We start from the raw sequence: 18,313 nt of genomic DNA on the forward strand, positions 1-18,313 counted from the left end.
CCCGGCAAGGTGGCCTTGGTCGCGGTTATGAGAAAGATGCTGGTCATCCTCAATGCTCGTAAACGAGATGCGGAGGCCGCTATGGCCTCCGGCTGACAAGACAGTTGCTACCTTCACGCGCTTCTGCCGAGCATGGCTCGGCACTACATCAGTCGGCGAACGCGGCAGACATCGTGGCCAGGTCCGGCTTCAGGATCACGCCGCGTTCGGTGACGATGGCGTCGATCAGCTCGCCCGGGGTCACGTCAAACACCGGGTTCCAGGCGGCAATGCCCTCGGCCACGGTACGCACACCGCCCACACCGAACAGCTCGCCCGGATCACGCTGTTCGATTTCGATCTCGTCGCCATGGGCGGTACCCATGTCCACGGTCGAAGACGGGGCGACCACCATGAACTTCACACCGTGATGGCGCGCGGCAATGGCCAGCTGGTAGGTACCGATCTTGTTGGCCGTGTCGCCATTGGCGCAGATCCGGTCGGCGCCGACGATCACCCACTGCACCGCACCGGTCTTCATCAGGTGCGAGGCCGCCGAGTCGGCAATCAAGGTTGCGTCGATACCGTCCTGCTGCAGCTCCCACACGGTCAGACGCGCGCCCTGCAACCACGGCCGGGTTTCACCAGCAAACACTTTGGCGATACGGTCCTGCGCCACACCAGCACGGATCACGCCCAAGGCGGTACCGAAGCCTGCAGTGGCCAGCGAGCCGGTGTTGCAATGAGTCAGCACACCACTACCCGGCGCAATCAACGCTGCACCCAAGGCGCCCATATGACGGTTGGCTGCAAGGTCTTCATCGGCGATTGCCTGTGCTTCAAGCGCGGCGACCAGCTTCCAGTCCGAACCGGCGGCAACCAAAGCGCGGCGCATGCGTGCAAGCGCCCAAGCCAGGTTGACTGCGGTAGGACGTGAGGCATTGAGTCGATCCAGGGCCGGCGCCAACACCTGCAACGCAGCCGCGCCGTCATCGGCCTGTACCTCGCGCGCGGCCAACACCACGCCCCAGGCTGCGGCGATACCGATGGCGGGCGCACCGCGCACGGTCAAGGCATGGATTGCTTCTGCAACTGCATCGCTGTCATGGCACAGCACGTGCTCGACGATAAACGGCAATTTGCGCTGATCCAGCAGTTCCAGTGCCTCGCCGGTCCAGCGGATTGGGCGGATATGGTCGTAACGGGCGTAATCAATGGTGGGGGTATCGTTCATACGCCCATTGTAATCGGCGCTGCCCGGCACGGACCAATAACCTCGGATCAGCCAGCCCTCGCTCAATCGGCAGAGAATTCGCCGCGGCAGCCCTTGTCCACCCAGATCCCATTGCGGTCCCAGCCCCAGCTGTCACCCTCCCGGCAGGCGGCGTTGGACAGCTGCTCCACCAAGGTAACCCTGCGGGTCACGCTGACACCGCATTCGCGCCGCAGCTCACCCTTGGACTCACAGGTCACCCTGCGCGGGGTATCCACAAAGCCCGAGCCGTCCTCGGCACCAACCTCGAACAACCCCTGGCAACCGCGACTGACCCAGATTTCCTTGCCGCTGTATCCCCAGCTGCGGCCTTCGCGGCACGGCAGCACCGACTGCTGCCGCAACAAGCGCACTGGCGCACCACGCAACACCACCGGGCAAACCTCCGTCCGCCCCTTTGATTCGCAGCGCACCACGCGGCGCGTCGTGCGACTGGAAGCCTGCGGGCGGGCAAATTCAGCGCTGCAACCCTGGCTCACCCAAACCGCATTGCCTTCAACGCCCCAACTGGTCTCACGGATACAGTCGCGCCTGGACAGCTGTCGAACCAGTTGCACGCCAGCACTGGTATCCATCGGGCAGAACGTCCGCAACTGTTCACCCGATTCGCAGCGCACCACCTGCCGGTCCGCCGCTGTTGGCGCAGATTCCTGGGCTGCCAGTACTGTCGGCGCCAGCAATAGCAGCAAGCCGCAGACCCGCTTCATCAGACGCTCCCCTGTTCGGTCATGATGGATTCCGATGATCACACACTGCCTGAGTCATTGTGAGCAAAGCATTATCATCTGCGTTGCCAAGCTGCAGATCCATGATCCAGCGCAAACCAGCATCAGGCGTTGGCGAAATCAAACGCCAGTACATCGCCGATACGCGGCGTACCGGCCAAGGCCATCAGCAATCGGTCCACGCCAACCGCAACACCGGCGCAGGCAGGCAACGACGGCAATGCGGCAAGAAAGGCCTCATCCAAGGGCGGTTGTTCAGCTCCGCGCGCCGCGCGGATCGCCAGATCGCGCTCGAAGCGTTGGCGCTGCTCGACCGCGTCGTTCAGCTCGTGATAACCGTTGGCCAATTCAACCGGGCCCAGATAAAGCTCAAAGCGTTCAGCCAATGGCGGTGTACCCGGACGAATCTTCGCCAATGCGGCCTGGCTGGCCGGCCAGTCATGAATCACGGTAATGGCGTCGACTGCGAACTGCGCCTGGATGCGATGGCTCATCAGCAGATCCAACCAGTCATCGCGGGTCAGGCCATCCGGCTGGATACCGACCTCGCCCAGACCTGCACGTAGCTGCGCTTCGTCACTCAGGAACGGATCCAGCGCCACCGCCTGGATGAACAGGTCGCGGTAGCTGACGATGCGCACTGACGCCAACGGACGCTGCACCATCGCCAAGGCCTGCTGTACCAGCGCAATGGTTTCATCGATCAGCCGATGATGATCCCAACCCACCCGATACCACTCCAGCATGGTGAACTCGGGATTGTGGCGGCCACCGGCCTCGCCATTGCGGAACACCCGGCCCAGTTCATAGCAATCACCAACGCCGGCAGCCAGCAGCCGCTTGAGTGGATATTCCGGCGAAGTGCGCAGCCAGCGCTGTGGCGAACCGGCATCGACGTGACCGCTGAAGCGGGTCTGGAAGCCCACGATGTTCGGCTCGGTATTGCCGGCAGCCGACATGATTGGCGTTTCCACTTCCAACACATCGCGCTCGGCAAAAAAGCCGCGGATCAGTGCATTCAAGCGTGCGCGCTGACGCAGGGCCTCGATCACGAGTGCAAACGTCCAGAGGACCCGTCCAACGACAGGGTCAGGATGTCACGCTCATCGTCGCGGTAGCCGGCCGATAAATACAGCGACTTGGCCTTGGCATTGTGGTGGTTCACCTCCAGCCGGATAACCGCCGCACCCTGCCCCGCGGCCCAGTCGCGGGCAAGCGCCAAGGCCTGCCGGCCCCAGCCACGACCACGTGCTGCCGGGCCCAGATACAGCTCATCCAGCAATACGAAACGGCCGCCCTGTTCGACGCTGAAGCACCAGCCCAGGGTGATATAGCCCACCACGCTGTCGCCATCGAGCAACAACAAAGCCGCGCCGCAGCTCGGCTGTTCCAGCAGCGTGTGCAGGCCCGGCTCCACCCGTTCGGCGATATAGGGAATCTGGTCTTCCACATAGAAGTCGCGAACCATCGCGATCAGCTGCGGGAAGTCCTGCGATTGCGCCAAGCGCGCTTTGATCTCACTCATACCTGTTCTCCGTGCTCGGCAAGGAAGGCAAGCAGACGCGCTTCGTCCCACACTTCCACACCAAGCTCATTTGCCTTGTCCAACTTGGAGCCGGCTTCGGTACCGGCCACCACAAAACTGGTTTTCTTCGAGACGCTGCCGGCGACCTTGGCGCCCAGGGCCTCAAGCTTGGCCTTGGCCTCGTCGCGGCCCATCTGCGTCAGCGTACCGGTCAGCACCGCCGTCTTGCCATCGAGCACACCGGCAACCTGTTGCTGTTCCACTGGCGTGATCGCCAGCAAACGCTCCAATGCTGCGCCAGCAGCACTGAACAGCTGCGCGTTGGCATCAACGTTCAACCACGCAACCAACGCGTTGGCGGTTTCCGCCGGCAGACCGGCGGTCATGAAGTTGTGCGCCTCCTCATCGAGGATGGCTGCCGTCGAGCGGAATGCCTCGGCCAGCTGGCGCGCGCGCACCGGCGTGACCTTGGGAATCTCAAGATCCGCCAACAAGGTCGCCAGATTCAGATCGGCACGCAGCTTGGCATTGGGCGCGTGCGTATCACTGATCTGCACGCCACGCTCCAACAATGCATCAATGGCCTGCTGGTTGCCTGGTTGTGCCATGAAGTGGCCAATCGAACGAGCCACTTCGCCACCGATGTCGGGCACGCGCTTGAACATCGGCCACGGCAGGTGACGGATCAACTCAAGATCACCGAACCACGCCGACAAGGCCTTGGCTGTGCTTTCGCCCACATGCTCGATGCCCAGTGCAAACAGCAGACGCTCCAGCGTGGTGTCGCGGCTGGCGGCAATCGCGGCGATCAAGTTATCGGCCCACTTGGTGGCGATTTTCTTGGTATTCCACTCAAAGCTGGCCTGCACCGACAAGGCCTGCGCACGCCAGGACGGATCGTTCGCATCCAGCTTGAGGATCCGATTGAGCGTGCCACCGCTGCCTTCCGGCTGCAGGTGCAGGCCGAGTTGCGAGGCGAGTGCTTCAGGTGTGTCGGCATCCAGCGCCAGCTTCAGCACCAGTAACTGATCACGATTGAGCGCATACAGATCGGCGACGCCGCGCACGATGCCTGCATCCACCAGGATCTCGATGTACTTGTCGCCCAACCCGTCGATATCCATCGCCTTGCGCGAGGCGAAGTGGGCAATGGCTTCCTTGCGCTGCGCCGGGCAGCTCAGCTCACCGGAGCAGCGCCACGCCGCCTCACCTTCCTCGCGCACGATCTCCGAACCACACACCGGGCAGGCACGCGGCATCTGCCACGGCGTGGTGCCTTCAGGGCGGCGATCAACAATGACGCTGACCACTTCCGGGATCACATCGCCGGCACGGCGCACGATCACCGCATCGCCGACACGCACGTCCAGACGCGCGATCTGATCGGCATTGTGCAAGGTGGCGTTGGTGACGACGACACCGGCCACATGCACCGGCTTCAACCGCGCAACCGGCGTTGCTGCGCCGGTGCGACCGATCTGAATCTCAATCGCCTCGACCGTGGTGGTCTGTTCCTGCGCCGGGAACTTGTGCGCGATCGCCCAGCGTGGCGCGCGTGCGACGAAGCCCATCTCCTGCTGGCCGTCACGGTCATCGAGCTTGTAGACCACGCCATCGATGTCATAGGCCAGGCTGTCGCGGCGCTCGCCGATATCACGGTAGTACGCGAGCAGACCTTCGGCACCCTGCACCACCTTGCACAGATCGCTGACAGGGAAGCCCCACTGTGCCAGCTGCGCCAAGGTTGCCGAATGCGTCTCAGGCAGCTCGCCACCGGACACCTCACCCAGACCATAGGCGTAGAAGCTCAACGGTCGCTGCGCGCTGATCTTCGGGTCAAGTTGACGCAGCGAGCCGGCTGCGCCATTGCGCGGATTGGCCAGCACCTTGCCACCATGCAGGCGCGCCTGCTCGTTGTAACGTTCGAAGTCGGCGCGCGGCATATAGACCTCACCTCGCACCTCCAACACCTCGGGCCAACCCTGACCACTCAGTTGCTGCGGAATGACCTTGATCTGGCGCAGATTGGCGCTGACGTCTTCGCCGGTGGCGCCGTCACCGCGGGTCGCGCCCTGCACGAACACGCCATTCTCGTAGCGCAGGTTGATGGCCAGGCCGTCGAGCTTGGGCTCAGCGGAGAAAAACAGTTCGCGGCGATGCAGGCGCTCATCGATGCGGCGCACGAAGTCATGTACTTCGGCGTCGCTGAAGGCATTGCCCAGCGACAGCATCGGCACGGCATGCACGACTTCCGGGAAACGCGATGATGGCTTGCCACCGACCTGATGGCTGGGCGAGTCAGCACTATCCAGTTCCGGATGCGCTGCTTCGAGCGCTTCCAGCTCGCGCATCAACCGGTCGTATTCGACGTCCGGGATGATCTGCTCGTCGTGCTCGTGATAGGCACGCGAGGCGTCTGCCAGCTGGCGGCGGAGTTCGCTGATGCGCTGGGTGGCGGCGGTGTTTTGATTCATGCGGCGATTTTACCTGCGCGGAGTGTTTGCGCGGTAAAAGCGGGTGGTGCGAGGACATCCATGTCTACTGCGAACAGCCCCCCTCCCCGGCCCTCCCCTACGCTGCGCGCAAGGGAGGGGGAAGAACTACGCCCCCTCCCTTTGCCGTACGCAAGGGGAGGGTTGGGGAGGGGTAGCTCTTAAAGCCTTACCAACGCGGCGACTTGGTCAGCGGCGGCGCCTGATGCTGGCGGTCATACGCACGCAGATCATCGCGGATATGCGCGATGCGCTGCCGGCCCAGGGCATTGCGGCTGTCATCCAGCACCACGCCATCCAGCAGTTCACCCATGCGCTGCACGGTCGGCAGCATCTTTTCCCAGGCATCGAGCGCGGTCATTGGCGCCGGCAAGGTCAGGAAGAAGGCGATGGCCGGAGTTTCCATCTCACGGATATTGCCCATGTCGAAACTGCCCGGCTTCATGATGCTGGCCATCGAGAAGATCGGACCACGCTCCGAATGCCCTTCCACCAGACGGTGGAACACATTCATGTAGCCAAAGACCAGACCGGTCTTCTCCGCCGCGACCACGATGTCCTCGCCACGCAATACCTGCCCGGAACGGGCGGCCACGTATAGCGAGACGATCTTGTCGAAATCCTGGGTGGGCCGTTTGCCCAACTCACTGAGATTGCCTTCGTCCACGTCCGGCAGACCGAGCTCGGCCTGGGTCACGCCATCAGCAGCTGCAACGCCCTCGCCCACATCGGCGCCAGTGGTGCCCTCAGCACCGCCCAGCACTGGCTCGCGACGCGGTTGCTCAGCACTGGCCGGCTCCTTGCGTTTGCCTTGCGCCAGCCGCTTGGGCCGGCTGAAAAAGAAAATGGCCGCTACCAGCAAAACGCCGGCAACCAGAATGCCGATACGCAACAGTGCCGTGTCAGACATGCGCTGCAGTCTCCGGGTTAATCGTTCAGGTGGTTAAAGAATGGCACGTCAGGCCGCGCCCGCCAATCGGGCGGCCTCTTCCAGATCAACACTGACCAGTCGACTGACACCCGGCTCGCGCATCGTGACGCCCGACAACTGGTGCGCAGCCTCCATCGTCGCCTTGTTATGGCTGACGAACAGGAACTGCACCTTCTCACTCATTTCCTTGACCATATTGGCCAGACGACCGACGTTGGCCTCGTCCAGCGGTGCGTCCACCTCGTCCAGCAGGCAGAACGGTGCCGGGTTGAGCTGGAAGATGGCAAACACCAATGCCACCGCAGTCATCGCCTTCTCGCCGCCGGATAGCAGCGAGATATTGGACACTCGCTTGCCCGGCGGTCGCGCCATGATGGTCACGCCGGTATCGAGCAGATCTTCGCCAGTCAGTTCCAGGTAGGCATGGCCGCCACCGAACAGGCGCGGATACAGCGCCTGCACGCCGGAATTGACCCGGTCGAAGGTGTCCTTGAAGCGACCGCGGGTTTCGCGATCGATCTTGCGGATGGCGTCTTCCAGCGTTTCCAGCGCGGTGTTCAGATCGGTGTTCTGCGCGTCCAGATACTCCGAACGCTGCGAGGCCTCACCGTACTCGCTGATCGCGGCCAGGTTGACCGGCTCCAGTCGACGCATGCGGCCGTCGATCTGGTGCACCGTTGATTCCCAATCCGACAGGCGCGCATCTTCGGGCAGCGTGTTGATCACGTCCTGCAGCACGAAGCCGGCCTTCTCCACCGCAGCCGACAGCTGCTCGGCGCTGAGCACCAAGGCCTGCTGATCAAGCTTGCGCTGGGAAATACGCTCACGCTGCGCCAGCGACTGTTCGTCGCGCTGATGGCGGGTCTGCTCCAGGCCACGCAACTCATGGTCAATGCCATCGAGCAAGGTACGCGCCTCGGCCAGCACGCGGTCGACGCGGACGCGTTCGGCCAATGCATTCTGGTGCTCTGCTTCCAGGCTGTGGACCGGCGTATCGCCTTCGTCCAGCTGCGAATGCAGTTCACCAAGGCGCGAGTCGAGCTGACCGCGCTGGCTACCCATGCGCTCCAACGCGTGGCTCAGCGAGCTGATCTGGGTACGCTGCGACTCCAGCGTCAACGCCAGCGCGTGCATGCTGTCGCGCACATTGCGCGCCGCATCGCGTGATTGATCGCGCGCATCGCTCATCTGCCTGCGCTCGCTTTCCAGCGCGTGCCGGGCAGATTCCAGGTCGCCCATACTGGAGACCGCCTCATCCAGTCGCAGACGCGCCTCGGTGGCCTGTTCGCGACTGGCCTCCAGGGTTTCCAGCAACTGCGCCAACTCGCCTTCGATACGTTCGATGCGCGTGCGCGTGGATTCCAACTTACCCTGCTGGCTCTGCAGCTGCCCAGCAAGTTCGGACCCGGCGCGATGCGCTTGATACAGCGAGCGCTGCACGTCTTCGCGCTGCTGCTCGGCAGCCAACAGCTGGTCACGCAAGGCGGCCAACTGCTGTTCCAATGCGCCCTCACGTTCCTGCAGGGTTTCGATCTGCTCGCGCAAGGTGACGATCTCGCGCTCACGCAGCAAGGCGCCTTGCTCGGCTGCGCCGGAGCGCGACAAACGCACCCAGCCCTGCCCCAGACGCTCACCGCTGCGGGTGATCACCGATTCGCTGTCGCCAAGCTGGCGCTGCAATTGCTGTGCCTGCGCCAGATCCTCAGCGCCATGCAGATGCGCCAGCAGGCGGCGTATCGCCAACGGCCCCTGCACTTTTGCCGCCAATGAGCTCGCCGCGAAGTCAGCCTTGCCGTCTGCATCGGCAACCAGCGCGATGCGCCCTTCGCCCAGCTCAGCCAGCGCATCAACCAAGGCTTCCGGTGCATCCACCAGCACGCCTTCGATCAGCTGACCGAGCGCACTCTCAACCGCGTTTTCCCAGCCGCCTTCAACGGTGATGCGCTCGCCAACACGTGCGGCCGAATCCAGCCCACGTGCTTTCAGCCATGCTGCCGCTGCGCCCTGCTCCTGACCAAGCGCAGCCTGCTGCAGCGTTTCCAGTGAAGACAACCTGCCGCGTGCCGACTGCGCCTGCTTACGCACATCGGCCAGTTCCGATTGCCCGGCACGCTGTTGCTCCTGCAGTGCCGCCACCGATTCCTTGCGCAGCTCGACCTGTGCGCTCAAGGTTTCCAGCGCGGTCTTCTGGGTTTCGTGCTCCAGCTGCAGCTGCTCGAAGGCTTCGGCCAGCGCATCCAGATCCAGACCGGCGCGCTCTGCCTGCAAGGCCTCCCGGCGGCGGTCGGCTTCGAGGACTTGTTTATCCAGGTAATCCACGCGGGTACGCTCGACCTCGCCGGAGCGGGTCGCTTCGGAGGTGTTGCGGTTATGCGCTTCCCAACGCAGCTGCCAGTCAGCCAACTTGGCTTCGGCCTCGCGCAGGGCTTCCTGGCGGATCTCGTTGTCTTCCTGCAACTGCTCCAGCTGCGGCTCGGCGTTCTCCACTGACTCACGCAACACGATCAACTTGGCTTCATCGCCGCTGATGTGCTGGCCAAGTTCGGACAGCGCCTGACGGGTTTCATCGCGCGCCTTGTGCAGGCGCTGCGCCATTTCCCGTTGGTGGTGGATCTGCTGCTCAAGCCGCGCCAGGGTGCTGCCCACCTGGTAGACATCGGCCTGCGCCTTGTTCAAATTCTCGGCCGCCTCTTCGCGACGCACGCGGCCGGTTTCAATGCGGGTTTCTGCATCACGCTGTTCGGCGATCAGCTGCTGCAGCTTGGTCTCTTCGCGTGAAAGCGCCTCGCGCAGACCACCCAGACGGCCGTCAAGGCCGCGGTATTCCAGCGCCTTCCATTCCGCATCCTTGACCCGGCGCTCTTCCTGCAGCGCCTGGTACTGCTCGGCCTGCCGCGCCTGACGCTTCAGGTGCTCGAGCTGCTTGCCGATTTCTTCGCGCAGGTCGTTGAGGCGATCGAGGTTTTCGCGGGTGTGACGGATGCGGGTTTCGGTTTCCTTGCGCCGCTCCTTGTACTTGGAGATGCCTGCGGCTTCTTCCAGATACACGCGCAGGTCTTCCGGGCGCGCCTCGATGATCTGGCTGATCATGCCCTGCTCGATGATCGAGTAGCTGCGCGGGCCAAGCCCGGTGCCCAGGAACAGATCGGTGATATCGCGGCGGCGGCATTTGGTGCCGTTCAAATAATAGTTGCTGCTGCCATCACGGCTGACCGTGCGCTTGACCGAGATCTCGTTGAACGAGGCGTACTCGCCGGAGATGGTGTGGTCAGCGTTGTCGAAGATCAGCTCCACCGTCGCCTGCGACACCGGCTTACGCCCCGCCGAGCCGGAGAAGATCACGTCGGTCAGCGAGTCGCCACGCAGGCGGCTGGCTGAGCTCTCGCCCATCACCCAGCGCACTGCATCGATGATGTTGGACTTGCCACAGCCATTGGGACCGACGACGCCGGTCATATTGGTTGGCAGGTGCAAGGTCGTGGGATCGACGAACGACTTGAAACCGGAGAGCTTGATCGTGGATAGACGCATGGAATCGGGCTGTTGGCGGACATCGGCAGCAACTGCCGACACCCGGAATGAGGTTCCGGAGGTTCCCTTCCCGCGCTCAAGTCATTGATATTCCGTGGAATTCAACAGCCAAAGCACGGCACTGGCAACCGAGTATAGCGACACCCATGGCCGCCGGTGGTCAGACCAACCAGCCGGCCAAAAGAAACGGGCGCCTTGCGGCGCCCGTTCTTTACAACCAGTCCGGCAGAATCAAGCGTCGGATTCGACGATGACCTTGACGGTGGCTTCCACGTCGGCGTGCAGCTTGACGATGACGTCGAACTCGCCAACATTGCGGAAAGCGCCTTCGCCCATGATCACTTCGCTCTTGTTCAGCTCAAGGCCGGCAGCGGTGAAGGCTTCAGCGATATCACGCGGGCCAACCGAACCGTACAGCTTGCCTTCGGTCGAAGCGTGCGCAGCGATGGTGACGCTGGCGCCTTCGAACTTGGCAGCGCGGGCTTCAGCACCGTTGTGCGAGGCCTGTGCCTTGGCTTCGTACTCAGCACGCTTGGCTTCGAACTCGGCGATGTTGGTCGCGGTGGCCGGAACGGCCTTGCCCTGCGGCACGAGGAAGTTGCGGCCGTAGCCCGGCTTCACGTCAACCAGGTCGCCCAGGCCGCCGAGGTTGGTCACTTTCTGGATAAGAATCAGCTTCATGGTGTAGCTCCGTTATTCGTTAGCGGCGCCAATGGCTCCGCAACGCTTGCTGTCCGAATAGGACGGTGGGTACGGAAAATCCGGCCAAGGCCGGATTTCCTGTCGAGAACCCGCAGCGAATGCGGGTTCCTCCGAAAAATCGGATTAGACGTCGTGGTTGTCCGTGTACGGGATCAGGGCCAGGAAACGGGCGCGCTTGACGGCCGTAGCCAGCTGGCGCTGGTACTTGGACTTGGTGCCGGTCACGCGGCTCGGAACGATCTTGCCGTTCTCGGTCAGGTACTGACGCAGGGTGTTGAGATCCTTGTAATCGATCTCTTTCACGCCTTCAGCGGTGAACTTGCAGAACTTACGACGGCGGAAGAACTTGGACATGAAAGTGCTCCTTATTCAGCAGAAGCGGCGTCGTCGCCGGCTTCGTCATTGTTGGAAGATGCACCTTCTTCGTCGTCACGACGACGGCGCTCGCCACGCTCGGGCTTGTCACCCTTCTCGTCCTTGCTCTTCATGATCAGCGACTGCTCGGTGTCAGCCTCGTCACGCTTGATGACCAGGTTGCGCAGCACGGCGTCGTTGAAGCGGAAGCTCTCGGTCAGTTCGTTCAGAACTGCCTGGTCGGCTTCGATGTTCAGCAGAACATAGTGAGCCTTCACCAGGTTCTGGATCGGGTAAGCCAGCTGACGACGGCCCCAATCTTCCAGACGGTGGATGGTGCCGTTGCCGGCTTCGACCAGCGCCTTGTAGCGCTCGATCATGGCGGGGACCTGTTCGCTCTGATCCGGGTGGACCAGGAACACGACTTCGTAATGACGACTCATGTTTTTATACCTTTCGGATATAGCCCTGACGGGCTGGACAGCCCCCCGCTGTGCTTTGCGGTGGGGCAAGGGATCCTGCACTTGGAGCGCAGGAAGCCGGGCATTATCCACTGGAAGTGAACTGGAGGCAAGTTGCCCCGGCCTGTGCAACACAGTATCCGGCGCCGGAACGGGTCTCGGCCGCCACGGATGCTGCGTCGCAACAGTACACTATGTAACCGATTCCACGCACTCCCGGACCGCCCGACGTGAACTCCACGCTTTCTCTGGCAGCGCAGCTGACCCCGCGCCAGCGCACCTTCATTCTCATCGCGCTCTCATTGGGCGGGTTCGCAATCGGCACCAGCGAGTTCGCAAGCATGGGCCTGATGCTGGAAATCAGCCGCGGCCTGGCAATTACTGAAGCCCAGGTCGGGCATCTGATCAGCGCATACGCCATCGGCGTGGTGGTCGGCGCACCGCTGCTGGCCTTTGCCGGCGCCAGCCTGCAGCGCCGCAGCCTGCTGCTATGGCTGATGGGCTTCTACGCCATCGGCAACCTCGCCAGTGCACTGGCACCGAGCTACCACACGATGCTGCTGGCCCGATTCGTCGCCGGCCTGCCGCATGGCGCCTATTTCGGCGTGGCCATGCTGGTGGCCGCCTCGATCAGCCCACCGGAACAGCGCGGCGCTGCCGTCTCCAAGGTACTGCTGGGCCTATCCATCGCCATCCTGCTGGGCAACCCGCTGACCACCTGGCTGGGCCAGCAATTCAACTGGCGCAGCGCCTTCGTACTGGTCAGCCTGCTGGCGCTTGCCACGGTGACGATGGTTGCGCGACAGCTGCCAGCCGACCCCAGCGAGATCCGCACCTCGCCGCTGCGCGAACTGCGCGCCTTCAACACCACCCAGGTCTGGCTGGCACTGGCCATCGGCGCGATCGGCTTTGCCGGCATGTTCTGTGTGTTCACCTATCTGGCGCCAACCCTGGTCAACGTCACCGGGATCAACGAGCGCTGGATGCCGGTCGCGGTCGGCCTGTTCGGCGTCGGCGCGATCATCGGCAATATTGCTGGCGGCAAGCTGGTCGACCGGCTGCAGTTCCGCGCCGCCGGCCTGCTGCTGGCCTGGTCCATCGTCGTGCTGCTGCTGTTCCCGCTGGCCGCGAACACGGCCTGGGCGATGGTGCCGGCAATCATCGCCGTGGGTACGATGGGCGCTCTGGCCGTGGCCCTGCAGACCCGCCTGATGGACGCCGCCGGCGAGGCACAGACCTTGGCTGCCGCATCCAACCACGCCGCCTTCAATACGGCAAATGCGCTGGGCCCTTGGCTGGGTGGCATGGCGATTGGCGCTGGATACGGCCACGCCTCCACCGGCTACGTCGGCGCGGCGACCGCGGCCGTAGGCTTGTTGCTGTGGGGTATTGCGGTGATGTTGCAGCGCCGCACCAACGTCCCCACCCAGACCGCAAGCCCCTGCCTGGACAGCTGAACAGGCGTAGACGGCACTCGTATTCAATAAGGCATAGTATTGAATACAGCCGCAACCGGAGACCCTCAATGTCACGAGCAAGCACCACGACCATGACGGTTCGCCTCAGCGGACCTTTGAGTGACTTCGTGGCCGCCAACGTGGGGGAGCACGGCGCCTATGAAAACGTCAGCGAATACATGCGCGACTTGATCCGACGCGACAAGGAGCGCGCCGAGGCGGAAACTTTCGAACGACTCAGGACAGAGCTGGCTCACGCCTACGCCGCGCCGGAATCGTCGTACCAGCCGTTGACGGCAGCCGAGGTCATCGCCCGTAACCGACGCTAAACACCGGATCATGGCCCAGATCAGAATCCAGGAAGCCGCGTCCTACCGGCTTGACGAGATCTACCGCTACACACGGGACCATTGGAGCGAAGAACAGGCGGAGCGCTACATCAACGGATTGTTCGAGGCGCTGGACGGCGTTTCGTCACGGCTTACGCCATCAAGACCGATTCCAGGCGAGTTCGGCATTGATGGCTTTTTCTTCCGCTACGAACAGCATGTCGTGTATTGGCGACGGCTCTCCAACGGGGACATCGGTGTCGTCACGATCCTGCATTCACGGATGCACCAGATGGACAGGTTCAGCCAAGATTTCGGAACCTAGCCCGTAGTGCCGAGCCATGCTCGGCAGGGGCTATATGCACATTCCCGGACATCGCCGGGGATGCTCCAGCCGAGCATGGCTCGGCGCCACAGGGGGAGGCGTTTCGTGATGCCGGCCCCTCTGGCTCCGACACCAGACCTGCTTCGCGGCTTACGCCGCTCCCACCATCCAGCAAAGGCCCGCAGCCGCCTTGCTCAGCGGTGCATGTCGTCGGTGGTGAAGCTCTCGCCGCAACCGCATTCGGCCGCTGCGTTGGGATTCTTGAAGGTAAACGTCTCGCTCAGGCCCTGCTTGCCGAAGTCGATCTCGGTGCCATCCACCAGCGGCAGACTCTGTGCGTCCACGTAGATGCGCACGCCGTCCTGTTCGAACACGGTGTCGCCCTCGCGCTCATCCTTGGCCAGGTCGGTAATGTGACCCCAACCCGAGCAACCGGTACGGGTCACGCCAAAACGCAGGCCCAGCGCACCCGGGGTGCCGCTGACGAAGCGCTGCACGCGGGAATGGGCGATGGGGGTCAGATGAACAGCCATGTTGGGGCGACTCCAGCAGAATTACGGTCCAATTATAGATGTGGGCGACCCGCCGGACTGCAAGCGTAGATAAATGCTCGCCTGCCCGGGCCCGGAGCCGCTAAAATCTCGCATTCACAGATCGAGTCGATCAACAGAGGATTCAAGTCATGACGGTGGTCAGCGTTGCACACGCCCTTGCCGGGAAGTTCCCGGAAGGCGGAGAAGTCACAGTCCGCGGGTGGGTCCGCACGGTGCGCGGCTCGGCTGGACTGGCCTTCGTCAACGTCAGCGATGGCTCGGGCTTTGCCCCGATCCAGGTCGTGGCCACCGAAGCGCTGTCCAATTTCGAAGACATCAAGAAGCTGACCCCGAGCTGCTCGGTGATCGCCACCGGCACCCTGGTCAAGTCGCAGGGCAAGGGCCAGAGCTTCGAGATCCAGGCGCAAAGCCTCGAAATCGTCGGCTGGGTCGAAGACCCGCTGACCTACCCGATCCAGCCCAAGCCGATGACGCCGGAGTTCCTGCGCGAAGTGGCGCACCTGCGCCCGCGTACCAACCTGTTCGGCGCAGTCACCCGTATCCGCGACTGCCTGTCCAAGGCTGTGCACCGTTACTTCCACGAGAACGGCTTCTACTGGATCAGCACGCCCATCGTCACCACCTCCGACGCCGAGGGTGCAGGCCAGATGTTCCGCGTCTCCACGCTGGACATGGCCAACCTGCCGCGCACCAGCGATGGCCAGATTGATTTCAGCCGTGACTTCTTCGGCAAGGAAACCTTCCTGACCGTGTCCGGACAGCTCAACGTCGAGGCTTACTGCCTGGCACTGAGCAAGGTCTACACCTTCGGCCCGACCTTCCGCGCCGAAAACAGCCACACCACCCGCCACCTGGCCGAGTTCTGGATGGTGGAGCCGGAAATCGCCTTCGCCGATCTGGCCGAAAACGCGCGTGTGGCCGAAGAGTTCCTGAAGTACCTGTTCCGCGCGGTGCTCGACGAGCGTGCCGACGACATGGCCTTCATCGCCGAGCGCGTGCAGAAGGACGCCATCACCCGCCTGGAAGCCTTCGTCAACGCACCGTTCGAACGCATCGAGTACACCGATGCGATCAGCCTGCTGCAGAAGTCCGGCAAGAAGTTCGATTACCCGGTCGAATGGGGTCTGGACCTGCAGACCGAACACGAACGTTGGTTGACCGAAGAACACGTCGGCCGCCCGGTGGTGGTGACCAACTACCCGGAACACTTCAAGGCCTTCTACATGCGCCTGAACGACGACGGCAAGACCGTCGCCGCGATGGACGTGCTGGCCCCGGGCATTGGCGAGATCATCGGCGGCAGCCAGCGCGAAGAACGCCTCAACGTGCTCGACGCGCGCATGGCGCAGTTCGGCCTGGATCCGGACCACTACCAGTGGTATCGCGATTTCCGTCGCTACGGTTCGGTGCCGCACGCCGGCTTCGGCCTGGGCTTCGAGCGTCTGGTGGTTTACGTCTGCGGCCTGTCCAACATCCGCGATGCAATCCCCTACCCGCGCGCACCGGGTTCGGCGGAGTACTGATTCATCTGATCCAGTAACAGGAGGCGGTGCCGTTGACCTTGTTCTTCGCTCTTTGCTTTGTCGGCGTGGCCATTGCCGGCCTCAGCGCCTTCCTGATTTTCTGGCCGTTGACGCTGGTCCATATCCGCGACCGGCATCCAGCGCTGGCGACCGAATTCGGCGCCGGCGCCTTTCTTAAACCAGAGTGCCTGCGCTGGCTGCTGGGGCGGGGCTTTACCGGCATCGCCGACCGCTCGCTATCGGGGTTGGCCTCACCCGCCCGCATCGCCCTGCTGGTGATGCTCGGCGGGCTGGGCATGGCACTGCTGTTGTGGCTTTTTTCGCAGGTAATGAAATGACTGATTTCGAAAACATTCCCGACCAGTGGTGGCTGGCACAGCTCGGCGGCACCCTGATCTGGGCGCGCCTGCGGGTGCGTCCGGGCGGCACCGCCGAGATCCTGGACAGCGATGGCAACACGTTGAGCTACGACAGCGAAGACACCGCTCGCGCGCAGCTGTTCGACGCCGAGTTCGTCGCCTTTGACGGTCTGGACGAAGAGGACGCACTGCATCGCGGCTTCTCGCTGCACGAAGTAGCGCCGCCGCAAGGTGATGACGACAGCTTGCGCGAACGTATGGTGCAACTGCTCGGCACCCGGGTCTAAGCACTCCGTGTTCGCCCAGCGCGTTTTTGTAGAGACCGACCTGCTCTGGCTCGACCGCTTGCTGGCGCGCGACCCGTTCGTGACTTTGCTCACCACCGGCGACGATGGACTGCCCGAACTGACCCGGCTGCCGGTGCTGTACCGGCGCGAAGGCGACAAGGTGGAACTGGTTGGCCATTGGGCCAAGGCCAACAAGCAATCGCGACATCTCGGCCACGCCAAGGTGCTGGTCAACGGCCCGCAAGGCTATGTCTCGGCCAGCTGGTATCCGGACAAGGAAAGCGCTGCGCGCGTTCCTACCTGGAACTACGCCGCGGCCGAACTGATCGGCGAGCTGCACAGCTTTGACGACACCTCTGCGCTGTCTCAGCTGCTGTCAGACACCAGCGACTTCTTCGAGACCAGCGTCGGCCAGGATTGGCAGTTTGACTCCAGCCTGGATGATCACGCCCCTTCGCTGCGCGCCATCGTAGGCTTCCGCCTGGACGTGCAGCAGATCCAGATCAAGCTGAAGTTGAGCCAGAACCATCCGCAGGCAAACCAACTGGCGGTGATCGAGGCCTTGCAGGCTCTGGACACCCCCGATGCCCGCGAACTGGCGCAGTGGATGCAGCTTTACCGCAGTGAGCACGGCGACCAGCACGATGACTGAGCTGCGCCCCGTTTCCCGCGACGCCGCCATCAACACTCCCGGCAGCGCCCTACCCCTCAAGATCGCAAGGGAAGCTTCACCATGAAAGACATCCATAACCTGCTGCTGAAGAACCGCGAATGGGCGGACCGGATCGAGAAAGAAGATCCCGAGTTCTTCCATCAGCTGGCCAAGCAGCAGAGCCCCGAATACCTGTGGATCGGCTGCTCCGATTCGCGGGTACCGGCCAACCAGATCATCGGCATGGCACCGGGCGAGATCTTCGTCCATCGCAACATCGCCAACGTGGTGGTGCATACCGACCTGAACTGCCTGAGCGTTATCCAGTACGCGGTGGACCAGCTCAAGATCAAACACATCCTGATCGTCGGCCATTACGGCTGCGGCGGTGTGCATGCGGCCTTGAACAAGGTACGCGTCGGCCTGGCCGACAACTGGCTGCGCCACGTCGGCGACGTTGCACAGAAGCATGACGACATCCTGTCGCAGATCGACGACCCGGAGCTGCGCCACGCGCGCCTGTGCGAGTTGAACGTGATCGAGCAGGTAGTGAACGCCTGCCGCTCGACCATCGTCCAGGATGCCTGGGCCCGCGGCCAGAAACTGATGGTGCACGGCTGGGTCTACAGCCTGCGCGACGGCCGGGTCAGCGAAATGGGTATTGACGTGGGTGCACCGGAGGAGTTGCAGCCTGCGTATGAAAAAGCACTTTCGTTCGTACCGCGCAAAGGCAAACGGCACTGAGCGGAGGAAAATCCTGCCGGAGTTGTGCTTCCCAAGTCCCAACCGGAGCTAGGCTTCCTCCCCTCTCCCGCTTGCGGGAGAGGGGCTGGGGGTGAGGGCCTACCGCCCAA

The 18,313-nt window shown here is 63.0% G+C and carries 19 protein-coding genes; 8 read left to right on the forward strand and 11 right to left on the reverse strand.

Annotation, left to right across the window (positions count from 1 at the left end; translation table 11 throughout):
* Positions 1-148: 148 nt before the first annotated feature.
* The 10 genes from mtnA to rpsF all read right to left on the reverse strand — a co-directional run bounded on the left by mtnA (position 149) and on the right by rpsF (position 11,955).
* Positions 149-1,213, reverse strand: coding sequence for an S-methyl-5-thioribose-1-phosphate isomerase (mtnA, locus tag ACVOMB_RS15530; protein WP_481531998.1), 1,065 nt, complete (start codon positions 1,211-1,213; stop codon positions 149-151).
* A gap of 62 nt (positions 1,214-1,275) precedes the next feature.
* On the reverse strand, positions 1,276-1,959 hold the full coding sequence (locus ACVOMB_RS15535; protein ID WP_481531999.1) for a DUF3011 domain-containing protein: 684 nt from the start codon (positions 1,957-1,959) through the stop codon (positions 1,276-1,278).
* 122 nt (positions 1,960-2,081) lie between these two features.
* The gene (epmA, locus tag ACVOMB_RS15540; RefSeq protein ID WP_481532000.1) at positions 2,082-3,029 is read right to left on the reverse strand and encodes an EF-P lysine aminoacylase EpmA; all 948 of its coding nucleotides are present in this window, start codon (positions 3,027-3,029) and stop codon (positions 2,082-2,084) included.
* Positions 3,026-3,502: an N-acetyltransferase family protein gene (locus ACVOMB_RS15545; protein ID WP_481532001.1), complete on the reverse strand. Its 477-nt coding sequence runs from the start codon at positions 3,500-3,502 to the stop codon at positions 3,026-3,028. Before ACVOMB_RS15545 ends, epmA begins: the two co-directional genes overlap by 4 nt.
* Complete coding sequence (gene ligA, locus ACVOMB_RS15550) at positions 3,499-5,976, reverse strand: NAD-dependent DNA ligase LigA (protein WP_481532002.1); 2,478 nt, start codon at positions 5,974-5,976, stop codon at positions 3,499-3,501. The genes ACVOMB_RS15545 and ligA overlap by 4 nt, the downstream gene beginning before the upstream one ends.
* A gap of 187 nt (positions 5,977-6,163) precedes the next feature.
* Entirely contained in the window at positions 6,164-6,904 is a 741-nt protein-coding gene (gene zipA / locus ACVOMB_RS15555) for a cell division protein ZipA (RefSeq protein WP_481532003.1), read from the reverse strand.
* Positions 6,905-6,952: 48 nt separating this feature from the next.
* Complete coding sequence (gene smc / locus ACVOMB_RS15560) at positions 6,953-10,456, reverse strand: chromosome segregation protein SMC (RefSeq protein WP_481532004.1); 3,504 nt, start codon at positions 10,454-10,456, stop codon at positions 6,953-6,955.
* A 231-nt stretch (positions 10,457-10,687) separates the two neighbouring features.
* Entirely contained in the window at positions 10,688-11,137 is a 450-nt protein-coding gene (gene rplI, locus ACVOMB_RS15565) for a 50S ribosomal protein L9 (protein WP_481532005.1), read from the reverse strand.
* Positions 11,138-11,281: 144 nt separating this feature from the next.
* On the reverse strand, positions 11,282-11,512 hold the full coding sequence (gene rpsR, locus ACVOMB_RS15570) for a 30S ribosomal protein S18 (RefSeq protein ID WP_002804494.1): 231 nt from the start codon (positions 11,510-11,512) through the stop codon (positions 11,282-11,284).
* Between the two features lie 11 nt (positions 11,513-11,523).
* The gene (gene rpsF / locus ACVOMB_RS15575) at positions 11,524-11,955 is read right to left on the reverse strand and encodes a 30S ribosomal protein S6 (protein ID WP_282266085.1); all 432 of its coding nucleotides are present in this window, start codon (positions 11,953-11,955) and stop codon (positions 11,524-11,526) included.
* Between the two features lie 248 nt (positions 11,956-12,203).
* Between rpsF and ACVOMB_RS15580 the strand changes: the two genes are divergently transcribed.
* The 3 genes from ACVOMB_RS15580 to ACVOMB_RS15590 all read left to right on the forward strand — a co-directional run bounded on the left by ACVOMB_RS15580 (position 12,204) and on the right by ACVOMB_RS15590 (position 14,084).
* Positions 12,204-13,430 (forward strand): MFS transporter, encoded by a 1,227-nt coding sequence (locus ACVOMB_RS15580; RefSeq protein WP_481532006.1) that lies wholly within the window; start codon positions 12,204-12,206, stop codon positions 13,428-13,430.
* A 92-nt stretch (positions 13,431-13,522) separates the two neighbouring features.
* Entirely contained in the window at positions 13,523-13,759 is a 237-nt protein-coding gene (locus ACVOMB_RS15585; protein ID WP_481532007.1) for a ribbon-helix-helix domain-containing protein, read from the forward strand.
* A 10-nt stretch (positions 13,760-13,769) separates the two neighbouring features.
* On the forward strand, positions 13,770-14,084 hold the full coding sequence (locus tag ACVOMB_RS15590; RefSeq protein ID WP_481532008.1) for a type II toxin-antitoxin system RelE/ParE family toxin: 315 nt from the start codon (positions 13,770-13,772) through the stop codon (positions 14,082-14,084).
* A gap of 194 nt (positions 14,085-14,278) precedes the next feature.
* Here ACVOMB_RS15590 and ACVOMB_RS15595 read toward each other — a convergent pair whose 3' ends face one another.
* Complete coding sequence (locus tag ACVOMB_RS15595; protein ID WP_481532009.1) at positions 14,279-14,617, reverse strand: HesB/IscA family protein; 339 nt, start codon at positions 14,615-14,617, stop codon at positions 14,279-14,281.
* A gap of 149 nt (positions 14,618-14,766) precedes the next feature.
* On the opposite strand from ACVOMB_RS15595, the gene asnS reads away from it, so the two are divergent.
* The 5 genes from asnS to can all read left to right on the forward strand — a co-directional run bounded on the left by asnS (position 14,767) and on the right by can (position 18,203).
* On the forward strand, positions 14,767-16,161 hold the full coding sequence (asnS, locus tag ACVOMB_RS15600; RefSeq protein ID WP_481532010.1) for an asparagine--tRNA ligase: 1,395 nt from the start codon (positions 14,767-14,769) through the stop codon (positions 16,159-16,161).
* A 32-nt stretch (positions 16,162-16,193) separates the two neighbouring features.
* Entirely contained in the window at positions 16,194-16,499 is a 306-nt protein-coding gene (locus ACVOMB_RS15605; protein ID WP_481532011.1) for a hypothetical protein, read from the forward strand.
* On the forward strand, positions 16,496-16,807 hold the full coding sequence (locus ACVOMB_RS15610; RefSeq protein ID WP_481532012.1) for a hypothetical protein: 312 nt from the start codon (positions 16,496-16,498) through the stop codon (positions 16,805-16,807). Before ACVOMB_RS15605 ends, ACVOMB_RS15610 begins: the two co-directional genes overlap by 4 nt.
* Before the next feature lie 7 nt (positions 16,808-16,814).
* On the forward strand, positions 16,815-17,459 hold the full coding sequence (locus ACVOMB_RS15615; RefSeq protein ID WP_481532013.1) for an FMN-binding negative transcriptional regulator: 645 nt from the start codon (positions 16,815-16,817) through the stop codon (positions 17,457-17,459).
* An 81-nt stretch (positions 17,460-17,540) separates the two neighbouring features.
* Entirely contained in the window at positions 17,541-18,203 is a 663-nt protein-coding gene (gene can / locus ACVOMB_RS15620) for a carbonate dehydratase (protein WP_481532014.1), read from the forward strand.
* The last annotated feature ends 110 nt before the right edge of the window (positions 18,204-18,313 follow it).

This window comes from Stenotrophomonas sp. STEN018 (assembly GCF_056760235.1).